Source organism: Bacillus chungangensis, from assembly GCF_030812995.1.
GTDB lineage: Bacteria > Bacillota > Bacilli > Bacillales > Bacillaceae_C > Bacillus_CF > Bacillus_CF chungangensis.
This window is the reverse complement of the sequence record NZ_JAUSTT010000051.1, coordinates 1-12,508: the sequence shown is the minus strand read 5'-3', so window position 1 is coordinate 12,508 and position 12,508 is coordinate 1. Positions and strand designations below refer to the sequence as shown.

Annotated in this window: 9 protein-coding genes; 1 reads left to right on the top strand and 8 read right to left on the bottom strand. The window is 36.9% G+C overall.

Going from position 1 to position 12,508, the window contains the following annotated elements:
- Window positions 1–110 precede the first annotated feature (110 nt).
- From J2S08_RS22150 to J2S08_RS22115, 8 genes are all read right to left on the bottom strand, one after another.
- Window positions 111–911, bottom strand: a complete 801-nt coding sequence (locus J2S08_RS22150; RefSeq protein WP_307233499.1) for a DUF2935 domain-containing protein — start codon at window positions 909–911, stop codon at window positions 111–113.
- Window positions 912–1,244: 333 nt separating this feature from the next.
- Entirely contained in the window at window positions 1,245–1,892 is a 648-nt protein-coding gene (locus J2S08_RS22145; RefSeq protein ID WP_307233497.1) for a Yip1 family protein, read from the bottom strand.
- Window positions 1,893–2,286: 394 nt separating this feature from the next.
- On the bottom strand, window positions 2,287–3,525 hold the full coding sequence (odhB, locus tag J2S08_RS22140) for a 2-oxoglutarate dehydrogenase complex dihydrolipoyllysine-residue succinyltransferase (RefSeq protein ID WP_307233495.1): 1,239 nt from the start codon (window positions 3,523–3,525) through the stop codon (window positions 2,287–2,289).
- Between the two features lie 276 nt (window positions 3,526–3,801).
- Complete coding sequence (gene sucA / locus J2S08_RS22135; protein WP_307233493.1) at window positions 3,802–6,639, bottom strand: 2-oxoglutarate dehydrogenase E1 component; 2,838 nt, start codon at window positions 6,637–6,639, stop codon at window positions 3,802–3,804.
- A gap of 820 nt (window positions 6,640–7,459) precedes the next feature.
- Window positions 7,460–8,878, bottom strand: a complete 1,419-nt coding sequence (locus J2S08_RS22130) for a HAMP domain-containing sensor histidine kinase (RefSeq protein WP_307233491.1) — start codon at window positions 8,876–8,878, stop codon at window positions 7,460–7,462.
- Complete coding sequence (locus J2S08_RS22125) at window positions 8,875–9,555, bottom strand: response regulator transcription factor (protein ID WP_307233488.1); 681 nt, start codon at window positions 9,553–9,555, stop codon at window positions 8,875–8,877. Before J2S08_RS22125 ends, J2S08_RS22130 begins: the two co-directional genes overlap by 4 nt.
- Before the next feature lie 968 nt (window positions 9,556–10,523).
- Window positions 10,524–11,156 carry an HAD-IA family hydrolase gene (locus J2S08_RS22120; protein WP_307233486.1) on the bottom strand — a complete coding sequence of 211 codons (633 nt, stop codon included), beginning with the start codon at window positions 11,154–11,156 and terminating at the stop codon, window positions 10,524–10,526.
- Entirely contained in the window at window positions 11,156–11,668 is a 513-nt protein-coding gene (locus tag J2S08_RS22115) for a GNAT family N-acetyltransferase (RefSeq protein WP_307233484.1), read from the bottom strand. Before J2S08_RS22115 ends, J2S08_RS22120 begins: the two co-directional genes overlap by 1 nt.
- Window positions 11,669–11,843: 175 nt before the next feature.
- Here J2S08_RS22115 and J2S08_RS22110 point away from each other — a divergent pair, with 175 nt between their 5' ends.
- Entirely contained in the window at window positions 11,844–12,491 is a 648-nt protein-coding gene (locus J2S08_RS22110; protein WP_307233482.1) for an IS607 family transposase, read from the top strand.
- Window positions 12,492–12,508 lie beyond the last annotated feature (17 nt).

Here is a 12,508-nt window from a genome sequence, read left to right as displayed (position 1 = left end):
AATGCAAAAGTTATCAAAGCCGGTGAAATTTTACTCGTCGTAAAATTTCACCGGCTTTTTCATGTCAGAGGTGGGTTTTGTCCCAACCTCTTTTTCTGATAAAGAAATGACTATACACTTGGTTTCGTTGGATCACAATCAGGGGCTTCCAGATCTCCTGACTCAGCTAGCTTCATTAAATAATAACATTCTTCTCGAAACATATGATCAGCCATTAAAACAGGAAATGTTCCTAGGACCTGTGCAGAAATATCAAGTTCTAATAGCTCTTGTAAAAAGTGCTGAAACATTTCCATTTCCAGTTTTACATCTAGATTCATTCGATTTAAAGCTGGAAAACGATCGATATTTGCTCTTAAATAACCAGTAAATTCAACGGCTTTTAAGTAAAATTGATTAAAATGCTTTACGAAAGCATCACTTCTTGCTTTCAATCTTGATTCCGTTGCATCCAATTGATCTTGAATTGCACCAGCGTGTCCTGATGCATCAAGAAGCCAAAGCAAATGATGATGCAGTTCATGAAAAACTGGCGGTGTTTCCTTTTTACTTAAATAACTTAATATTCTTTCGTATTCCTCGAGCTCATTAACCATATGGTTGATAAAAGTAGGCGGCAAATGAATGCTAACTTCCTTGTGAAGATGCTTTCTGATTAATTCTAATTTAAAAGCCTTTAATTCAGCTACTGGCCTCAACACTTCCTTTGCTAAAACAACAGCTTCCTCATCCGTTTTCACTTTTTTCGCTTCTGCCAATAATTGATCGAATAATCGTTTCAAACGCGCCGCTTTTTGTAGATCCGTTTTTTCTTTGACACTTAAAGAGTCTAAAATAAATTGTGCATGATCTCCTAGAATTCGCAACCAAAACAAATGTTCGAAAACGGCTTTTTCGACAAATGGAGCCACGTGTTATTCCCCTCCTTTCCTTTGCCTATTTAGGCAAAAATTCACTTTGAAATGGTCAATCTCTTTTAGAACCAAATCCAACTTCGATGATGAGTTTAGCAGCTAAAAAGGTTCCTTTTTTAATGTATTCATATCATTAAGTGGTTTATGAACAGAATGCGATTTTGTTCTATCTTTAAGGTATTTCTAGTTTCATTCAATTTACGGTCTCCCTATACAAAAAAAGTTAGCATTTATGCATGCTAACTTACTCTTTAGTTTTCCTTATATAGTTCAGTAGACCTTTAATAAGCGGCGATTCAAATCACTGAGGATGCTCGCCGCTTAATCTATTTATGCAATTCCTATTATCAAAATAACAATAATAATAAGTACTAAAAAGATAACAAAGCCTGGCAAAAGTACAGTTAGAAGTCCTTTCCAAGCTGAAAAACGGTGGGCTTCTGAAATAGCTTTAATATTAGTAACAATATACCATATGTAAATAGTGAATTCGAGTAATGCTAAAAATAATATAATAATTGCTTGCCCGACTCCGATATCCGCTTCTACATCTTGGAACATGGCATCCCCCATGATAGCAAGCTCAGGTATCCAAAAGAGTAACGCCCAGACAAGAGGGATATATGCCCAAGCAACAGCCTTCTGCAGTTCCTTCATTGTCCCAGATCCTCCGAACCATTTGCCAACAATATAGCTAATAAAGCTAAAAATAAACCAACCAAACAATCCTAGTAAAGGACCAAGGGTAAACGAGATAAGGATAATAATAGGCGTAGAAATAATTTCTCCCAAATCCCTATTAGAGGCAGTATTCAACGTACTCCCTATTCCAGATAGCATTGCTAAAAGAATAGCATATTTCATGCTGGAATTTTCAATGACATAGCGAGTTGTTTTTCTTGGATATACCCACATCGTAAACCAGGGGTTCATTTTATTTTCCATTCGATCTTGTTCGTTTTCATTTAAAGCGTTCATCTTTTCCTCCTATATGATGTAACTACATTAGATGTTTAAGAAGAAGCAACTTAATGCACGCTGTCCCCCTTTCATTCACAAATTAGTATTATTTTATCATATACGCCAAGATTTCTCTTTGAAATAATCAAAAACTTATAATTTGGTAGTTTGTATATAAGTCTATATTCCTATTTGTTTCTAAACAAATAGGAATATACTTGCACATTTAATATTTCCCATCCTTTCCCTACAGTTAGCATATATAGTGATAAAAACAATTTCAAGAAAATCAACACTAGGAATCATACATTAGAGCAGTTTGCAAAAGAAGAAGTCCAAGGCTTCGGAGTCTATCTAATAGAAAGAAGACAACCACTGATTTTTGTGGTTGTCTTCAACGTTCTTTATATTTTCAACCTTGGAGTAATAGGTCTTCAGGGTTTTCTAACAATTTTTTAACAGTAACTAAGAAGCCAACTGCATCTTTTCCATCAATGACTCGGTGATCATAAGAAAGAGCAACATACATCATTGGACGGTTTTCCATACGCTCAGCATCAATTGCAACTGGGCGTGTTTGGATGGTATGCATACCAAGGATCCCAACTTGTGATCCATTTAGAATTGGAGTAGAGAGCAGCGATCCGAATATGCCGCCGTTTGTAATCGTAAATGTACCACCTTGGAGATCACTTAAAGCTAATTTATTATCACGTGCTTTTTTAGCTACCGCTAGAATATCTGCTTCAATTTCTGCAAAGTTTTTCCGATCACAGTCGCGAACAACTGGGACAACAAGACCTTCTTCTGTAGAAACAGCCATGCCAATGTCATAATATTTTTTCAAAACTAATTCATCGCCTTGTATTTCTGCATTGACATAAGGATATTTTTTCAACGCGGCAACTACTGCCTTTGTAAAGAAAGACATAAATCCAAGTTTAACATCATTTTCAGCAAGAAAAGCGTCTTTTTTACGTTTGCGAAGTTCCATTACAGCGGTCATATCGATTTCATTAAAAGTCGTTAACATTGCCGCAGTTTGCTGAACTTCTACGAGCCGCTTAGCAATCGTTTGGCGGCGGCGCGTCATCCGAACACGCTCAACAGGCTTATTGTCTTCTTGAACAGCAATTGGAGCTTTAGACTCCTGTTTAGCAGGTTTACTCTCTTGTTTTGGCTGATTGGAGTAAGAATCAACATCATGCTTGCGAACACGACCCAATGGATCGACCGTCGGTATTTCACTAAGGTCAATACCTTTTTCACGAGCTAGCTTTCGTGCAGCTGGTGAGGCAATTGGACGATCTTTCTTGTCAGTCTCAACAGCAGCAGGAGCTGCCTCAGTTTGTTTTTGTGCTTCTTTTGGTTCCTCTTGTTGCTTTGGTTTCTCAGTAGCAGAATCCGTAGCAGTTCCACCAGCTTCTACAATTGCAATTACTTCACCAACTTGAACAGTATCGCCTTCCTCAGCTTTCAGTTCTTGAATCACGCCCGATTCTTCTGAAATAACCTCAACGTTTACTTTATCTGTTTCAAGTTCGACGACAAAATCGCCTTTTTCAACATAATCACCAGGTTTTTTTAACCACTGCGCAATTGTTCCTTCTGTAATCGATTCTGCTAATTCTGGTACTTTTATTTCAGCCACTTTAAAATCCTCCTCTAAAATTTACACGGTTCCGTGAACTACTCACCACTTATTGACCTTACGGTCTGATTGAAGTGGGAGTTTCTTGGGAACTAGATGCTTTTGTTAGCTATCTATATTTACCAAGCTATAAGGGCAGTCTCTGCCCTAGAGAAAATACCAACAACAATATTTTGGCTTATACCAACCGAAAATTCATCTCCCACTTTTCATTGTGCTACGCCCTTCACATTTAGAAGTGAGAGAATTCTTTTCGGAAACTCAGTTAAAATTTGTTTATTGTTTTAATGCTGCTTCAATAATACGAGCCTGCTCTTTCTTATGCACGACTGGATCCCCTTCTGAAGGGCTGGAGCGTTTCGGACGTCCGATATAACGGACTGTTGATCCATTAGGACTAAGTTCTCTTAAATATGGGTCGACAAAAGTCCATCCTCCCATATTTTTTGGTTCCTCTTGGAGCCAGACAACTTCTTTTAAGTTTGGATAGCGAGAAATAATTTCTGTCAACTGCTTACGCGGGAATGGATAAAGCTGTTCAACCCTAGCAATATGCAGCCAATCCAGATTGTGCTGATCTTTCAATTGTTCAGCTAAATCGATTGCTACCTTCCCACTGCAAAGAATTAATCTTTGCACTTTTTCTTTGTTTTGGCCTGTTCCTTGTTGTTCTAACACTGGCTTAAAACAGCCATTTGCTAAATCCTCCACATCTCCAGCTGCCAGTGGATGACGCAGTAAGCTCTTTGGCGTCATAATCACAAGCGGTCGTACTTCTTCTTTTAGCAAGACTGCTGCTTGACGCCGCAAAATATGGAAATATTGCGCTGCATTTGACAAGTTGGCAATTGTCCAGTTCTTTTCAGCTGCCAGCTGCAGAAAGCGCTCTACTCTTCCACTTGAATGTTCTGGCCCCTGTCCTTCATAACCATGCGGCAATAACATGACAAGTCCTGATTTTTGTCCCCATTTTGCACGTCCTGAAGAGATAAATTGATCAAACATTACTTGAGCCATATTGGCAAAGTCGCCAAATTGTGCTTCCCAAAGTACGAGCGTTTCAGGAGAGAATACATTATAGCCATATTCAAATCCAACAATTGCGCCCTCTGTTAAAGGACTGTTATGGACAACGAAAGAAGCTTTTGCATCTTTGATATGGTGTAATGGGATAAAATGATCTCCTGTCATCTCGTCATGCAAAACGAGATGTCGATGAGCAAATGTACCCCTTTCTGAGTCTTGACCAGTCATTCGAATTGGAGTGCCATCTTTTAAAATAGATGCAAATGCCAAGGTTTCTGCATGGGCCCATTCAATTTTTGCGCCACCATCCAATACTTTTGAACGACGTTCTAATATTTTCGCCAGTTTGTTGAAGACATTTAATCCTTCTGGCCATTGAAGAAGCTGTTCGTTTATTGCACGAAGCTCCTCTTTATTAACAGCAGTCTCGATCTCTTGAAAGCCATTTGCTACATATTCCGGCGGGTTCATATCAATGTCTGGATTTTTTTCAGCTGATGGAACCTTGTCATATGCTGCTTTCATTTTTGCTTCTGTATTTTTTTCCAACTGCGCTGCTTCTTCTTTAGTAATAATGCCATCGGCAATTAATTTTTCTGCATACATAGTACGTACTGTTGGATGCTGACGAACAATTTTGTACATCATTGGATTCGTCACCATTGGTTCATCCATTTCATTATGGCCGAAACGACGGTAGCCAATAAGGTCAATGACAAAATCCTTGTTAAATCGACGGCGATATTCACAAGCAAGGAAAGCAGCAGCAATACATGCTTCTGGATCATCTGCATTGACATGAATAATTGGAGTTTCAAAACCCTTTGCAACATCTGATGCATACTTTGTTGAGCGGGAATCATAGCTTTCCGTTGTAAAACCAATCATATTATTCGCAATAATGTGGATAGATCCGCCTACTTGGTAACCGTTTAACTGGCTCATATTCATCGTCTCTGCACTAACGCCTTGGCCTGGAAAAGCAGCATCGCCATGGACAAGAATTGCAAGAGCATTTTCAACATTCTGCATTGGATAGCCAGTCATTTCCCTGTTTTCTTGAGCTGCTCTCGTATAGCCAACGACAATTGGATTTGCAACTTCTAAGTGGCTTGGATTATTTGCTAATGTTATTCTAGTTTGTACTGTACTCTCATTTTTTACTTTTCTGTCGGCACCTAAGTGATATTTGACATCCCCAGTCCAGCCGTAAGTAATTCCGATGGAACCTTCCGAAGGAATCAACTCTTTATTCGGTGCATGCTGAAATTCTCCGAAAATCAACTCATAAGGCTTATCAAGAATATGTGCAAGCACGTTCAAGCGTCCTCGATGAGCCATCCCGATGTTTACAGTGCGGGCGCCAACTTCCACAGATTTATTAATGATATTTTCAATCAGTGGAACAAGTGCATCTAAACCTTCAATTGAAAATCTTTTTTGGCCCACAAATGTTCGGTGAATAAACTTTTCAAAACCTTCAACATCTGTTAATCGCTTCAGCAAATCAATTTTTTGTTCTTTCGATAATTGTGGACGATATTCCCCTGACTCGACTGTTTTATTCAGCCAATTTTTTTCTTCCAAATTATGAACATGATGAAATTCAAAAGCTAATTTCTTCGTGTAGACATCCTTTAAATGATTAATCGCATCAAGGCCATTTTGGACATGGGAAGGTGCATCCGGACAAATAAAGGAAGGTGGGATCTTTTTTAAATCCGCTTCTGTTAAATTAAATTCCTTCAAATCAATTCGACGAACACTTTGGTTTTGTTTTTGCAAAGGATTAATATCGGCTGCAAGGTGGCCATATGCCCGAATATTATCCGCTAGCTTAACCGCTGCGACAATTTTGCTAAACATTGTCGGATTAGCCGGCAGTTGGAATGATACATCTGCTTGCCCATTTGTCGTTTCTTGTAGTGCTTCAGTCGGTGCGCCTAATTGCTCAAACATTTCTTGCATTTCTGGATCAACGCTATTTGGATCTTGTAAGTACTGCTCATAGACCTCCATCACATAACCGAGGTTTGGGCCAGTAAAACTTTCCCAAAAACGCTCTTGATATGATGATTGTTTTGACATGCTGAAAACCTCCAAGTGTTTCCCCTATTATTTTAAAAATACCATTCATTATTAAAAATGAATGTACAGCTACTATGTAAAGAACCGCGTCAAACAAACGCTTACAGCATTCATTTTAACACTCTGTTTCGAGAAGATAAAGGCATAAATGCTAGATTTCTAAAAATTAAAATGAATGATAATTCACTTCCTGTTTTTACGCTTTCATTCCCATATTAGCTGCTATTTCAACATGTGGTATTTTCGCTTGAAACAATCGATGCTTTGGCAATAAAAAGGATAGTTTCCAATGTATAGAAATACAACCAATAACTTGTCGCCACATTCATTTTTTTGCTTTGCTTTGCAGAGCGATAAAAGTAATCTGCCTAATCTCCATATAAAGGAAGACCCTTAAAGCATCAATCTATAAATACGTCATGCTTCCATTATCATTAGAAAAGCAGACGACTAGATTCCTGCAGCTCATCGCCAGTTGCACCTATTTTTTCATATCTATCTTACTACTATTCTAAATATAATCAACTGGTTTACACTAATTTTGTCAAAAGGATGACAATGATGCTTAAGTTTTAGGTACAAGCTTATTTTTCCTCACCCTTTTGTCATGTATTACTCCCCTTTCTTCTTTATTTTCGATTCTTCACACCTATTGAAATCTTATTCAAAAACATTTACAGTACACTCCATTTAAAAAGGACACAATATTGATCTTATATTTCTAAAATCCCGATATGATTATTTGCAAGTATCACGCTACATAAAAAAGCCTCCCAATATTATGTAATAAAGGAAGGTGTGTATTTTCCGGTTTTCTGTTTTAATTAGTTTCGTTAAAGACAGGAATGAGCATCGTAATGGTTGTCCCTTTTCCTGGGGCACTTTTAGCATAAATAGTTCCAGCATAAATATCTATAATCTGCTTTGCGATCGAAAGGCCCAGCCCATTTCCGCCTCTTTCTCTACTCCTAGCTTTGTCAACACGGTAAAAACGATGAAAAATTTTATTTAAATCTTCCGGCTCGATGCCGATTCCATAATCGACAACCGATACTGCCACTTGATTATCCTCTTTTGTTACAACAACATCTACTTTTTCTATGTCTTCGGAGTATTTAACTGCATTATCCATTAAAATCATCATCACTTGTTCAAAGTGGTCTGGATGTATATTTGCTGCAATTCCATTGGCATTATCTTCATTCAGATGAAAAGTAAATGTTGGGTGCATTACTTTAAAATTCTTTAATACATGAATAATAGCTTCGAGTACATCTGTCTTGTGCTCACCTCTTATTTTACCCAGCTGTTCTGTACGGGTTAAATCAAGCATTTCTTGGACAAGCTTCTTCATCCGCTGCAATTCTTGCAATGAAGCGGTAAGAGATTCTTCTAATATAGCAGGGTCATTTTTTCCCCAGCGATGTAGAAGATTCAAATGCCCCTCCATGATTTGAACAGGAGTCCGAAGTTCATGGGATGCATCTTGTACAAATTGTTTTTGCTGCTCAAATGTGCGCTCAATTTCATCCATCATTTCATTAAAAATATTCGTCAGTTCCGCGACTTCATCACGAGAATTCGTTGGTTCCATTCGTTCTTGAAAACCTTTTTTGCGAATATTTTGCATTGTATGAGCCATTTTTTGTAATGGAAGCAAAAAATTAGTCGCCATGATGAATCCTAGTAAACCACTAAACAGCAAGGCGAAACTTCCGAAAATGGCCATTGTCGCTAAAAAATTTTTCATCATTTTATGATAGCGCTTCAATGGATGAACCACTTCAACATATCCGTTAAATTCATTAGAACGAATTGGGATAACACCAACATATACGTCCCCTTTTTCGGTCTTGATCAATTTGATCGTCTTATCTCTTACTGGTTCAAAAGGGATAGAGAATGGCTGGCTATCTGTTTGCCGAGCAGTTAGCACCTCTTTGCCGGTGGCGTCAAGGATCCTGATTGTCTGATCCCTTTCATTAATTTGTTTCATTAAGTCGTAACTATCATAGACATCCTCCCATGTAATAATGGGGGCTCTTCGCCGATAAAAAACCGATAATTCCTCCAATACTTGGCTGACAGAATTTTCTTCCTCCCCTAAAAGCCAATTGCTTATCACATAGTATTGGAAAAAACTAAAAATAAAAAAAGCAAAGAAAATAGCAGCACTTGCACTTAACGACCATTTTACTTTCAACGAACTGTTATTAAACCAATGAATAAGCCTTTTCATTGCCGCATCACATAACCCGTGCCGCGTACTGTTTCAATATAGCTTTCTTTGTCTGGAATATCTATCTTATTTCTAAGATACCGAATGTACACGTCCACAACATTCGTTTCTACCTCTGTTTCATACCCCCAAACCTTATTTAACAGCACTTCTCTCGTCATAACGATATTGACATTTTCTAGGAGTGTCAACAATAAATCATACTCTCTTTTCGTTAAGATCAATTGTTCTTCCCCACGCTTGACAATTCTACTTTCCTTTTCAACTGTCAAGTCTCGAAATCGGTAGGTTGTCACCTTTTGATGAGAACTTGCAAATTCCAATCTTCGAAAAACAGATCGCAAACGGGCAAGCAATTCCTCAATAGCAAAAGGTTTAACAATATAATCATCTGCTCCGTGGTCTAACCCAGATACTCTATCCATCACGCTATCCCGAGCAGTAATCATAATAATAGGAGTTTCTTTTACCTGTCTAATCCGTCGACAGACTTCCATTCCATTTAAGTGAGGCAGCATTAAATCTAAGAGAATGACATCAAAATCATTGGAGATTGCAAGCTCTAAACCTTCTCTTCCATCATAGGCTACTTCTGTTTCATAGCCTTCATAGCCTAATTCTAATTCCAAAAACCTCGATAAATTTTTTTCATCCTCGATGATGAGTATCCTTTTCATGCAAAACACCTGCTTTCCTCTAAAACCAAATCATGTTTCTATTTTAACATCATACACAGTTTGACATATGAAGCAAGTAATCAACAAAACCGGCCTAACGTTTTGACAGAATGCGTAGATCAATCATTTTTATAAATGTATTTTATCATATCAATTCTGCTTGCTAAGTAGGAGGCACTTAAATAATAAAGGAGTATCTACATTTATTTTAATCTACTTCATTGCAGAATGAAACATGCAGCTTCTTCACTAATAAGATGAAACTTTTAACAATATTGAATCTTTCAGGCACCTTTTCCTAAGTTCAGTATTTTCATATATTCTTTTTCCTAAAATCTAGAAAATTTGCGGTAAAGAAATGTTTTTTTCTTCATATTTTAATAGACCCTCAAACTCGGGTTTTTACGGGGAAAAAGATAATGATAGAGGGAAATTTGTATGGTATGATCATTATCACTAAAAAGTCGGCTTTACAAGCCGACTCAAAAAGAGGAGGAGTGAGAGGCGACATTCATGCGTATTGATCAATATACCTCAAAGGGGGGGAGCGTACTGATCATGTATACTAATAAATACGAGAATGCGACCGCTCTATATTTAAAATTCAGTGCCATAGTTACTGAATATGTTTCTATCATAAGGCTGCAATCCTAAAATATCATGAAAGTTAGATTAGAATTCGATGAGAATTTCCCTAAACTACATAAAACCCTCGTTAGCAATGGCTGTAATTTTCACATTTGTTGCATAGGGAGCACATCGTATTTAGTTAAATCGTTTCCACTTGCTTCGCTTTTCGCTATATCATTACTGTCCGTTATTTCTGTACAAGTGCAGCGAAAAAATGAAAGCTCCAGTGATGAATGGCGTTTGATTACAAGCCGATTGTCGCTCTTCTCATTTGTGGCAAATAGCCATGGGCGATTTCGTTCTATGAATTTATTAAATATTTATTTACAAATTGCATGTTATACAAGCGATTGGACTATCGTTAAAATATCATGTGGTGTTTTCGCAATATAGTCGGGATGCGCTCCTTTTGCTCGTTCTTTTACGTCATACCCCCATTCAACCCAAATCACTTTGACATCACATTTCTTTGATGCTTCAATATCTCTAATTTCATCTCCAATATAAATCACTTCATGATGATGAAGTTTATTTGCTTTTAAAAATTTACTGATTACCTTGTCTTTCCCAAAAATATTACTTGAACAAAAAATTTGATTGATGTTGTTTATTTTATTTTCTTTTAGAAAAGTATTAATATTACTTTCCGTATTAGATGAAATGATGGCTAATTTGTAGCCTTTACTTGTTAATTCCTCTAGTAAATCTTTTATCCCAGCAATTAACATAATGTTTGTAAGCGCCTCTTTGTATTGTGATTGAAATTTTCTTGCTAAAAACGGGATTTTATACATCGGAATTTGGAGAAATCGGCATCTTTCCTTTATCGATAATTTTCTTAATAATTCTACTTCTTCCAGGCTGACTTTTTTATATTGGTGTTGTTCCGCAATCTGATTATAAATAGTAATAAGTACGTTCTTTGAGTCAACTAAAGTGCCATCAAAATCAAAAATAATATATTTTGTCATTATTTTATCCTTTCATCATATATCCAAAATTTTATGCCTTCCTTTTCTTCTCTCAAGTAGAAAGAAGCTTTTTCCAACACTTTCCTCGATGGGGTGTTATTTGATAAGCATTGTGCAGTAACTGTTTTTATATAGGGAAGCGATGCAAGCCACCTCGTAAAGGTTGTAATTGCCTCTGTTGCATAGCCTTTTCTTTGATAAGGTGGAACAATGCTATAGCCGATTTCAATGATACCAGTCTTTATAGGTTCCCCTTTCCCGCCAATTTCGCCAATGATGATATCTTCCGATTTTAGAACAATTAACCTGCTCCAGGCCGCCATTATCGGCTCCCCTTCCATTTGAAGTGCTGCCCACGGCAATATTTTCAAAAAATCTTCGCCTGGCCAATATGGAGAAACATTGTATCCAGACACTTTTTTCAATTGCTCGTGGCCTTGAATTGTCGCATTTATTAGCTGTAATGTATAAGGAAGCAAAAGGAGTCGTTTTGTTTCGATTGTTTCGATCATTTTTCTATCCTTTCGTTCTATAGATACTCTATTATCATTGTTAGTTTAGACAAAGGTATTTTTAAGTAGCAGTTTTATGATAACATCTCCTTTAGTGTAATGAAATAAATTTAGAAATGAATGCAAATATCATATCATATGATGAAAAGCAAACGCTTACCAAGAGGTGATGTAAATGAGATACTATTTAATAGGTGAATTTGCCGAATTGATAGGGAAAACAACGCAAACATTAAGAAATTGGGATAAACAGGGGGTTTTTAAGCCACATCATGTGACAGATAGTGGTTATAGGTATTACTCTCAAGAGCAACTCCAGCACTTCTTAGGGATTAAAGGTGAATCGCAATTAAATAGAATGGTAATAGGATATTGTAGAGTTAGTTCACAAGAGCAAAAGGATGATTTAGAAAGGCAAATTGATAACGTAAAAACATATATGTTGGCTAAGGGTTATCAATTCGAAATCATCACAGATATTGGAAGTGGAATTAATTACAATAAAAAGGGATTAAATAAACTGATAGACAAAGTTACTAATTCCGAAGTCGAAAAGATAGTTATTTTGTATAAAGATAGGCTGATAAGATTTGGTTATGAACTAATAGAAAACCTATGTAATAAATACGGAACAACTATTGAGATAATAGACAATACCGAAAAGACAGAAGAACAGGAATTAGTTGAAGATTTAATCCAAATCGTTACCGTTTTTAGTTGCAGACTTCAAGGTAAAAGAGCCAATTATAAATGTCAACTAAATTATGTACACAATCGCTCACTTAATGATGCACAAAATCACTCAGAATCTTTGGCTAAATGATCCTTCAAACGATATGA

Bases quoted from the DNA above. Each gene is read 5' to 3' on its own strand.
- J2S08_RS22145 (WP_307233497.1), bottom strand. From the start codon at position 1,892: ATGAACGCTTTAAATGAAAACGAACAAGATCGAATGGAAAATAAAATG.
- sucA (WP_307233493.1), bottom strand. From the start codon at position 6,639: ATGTCAAAACAATCATCATATCAAGAGCGTTTTTGGGAAAGTTTTACT.
- J2S08_RS22130 (WP_307233491.1), bottom strand. From the start codon at position 8,878: ATGAAAAGGCTTATTCATTGGTTTAATAACAGTTCGTTGAAAGTAAAA.
- J2S08_RS22125 (WP_307233488.1), bottom strand. From the start codon at position 9,555: ATGAAAAGGATACTCATCATCGAGGATGAAAAAAATTTATCGAGGTTT.
- J2S08_RS22120 (WP_307233486.1), bottom strand. From the start codon at position 11,156: ATGACAAAATATATTATTTTTGATTTTGATGGCACTTTAGTTGACTCA.
- J2S08_RS22115 (WP_307233484.1), bottom strand. From the start codon at position 11,668: ATGATCGAAACAATCGAAACAAAACGACTCCTTTTGCTTCCTTATACA.
- J2S08_RS22110 (WP_307233482.1), top strand. From the start codon at position 11,844: ATGAGATACTATTTAATAGGTGAATTTGCCGAATTGATAGGGAAAACA.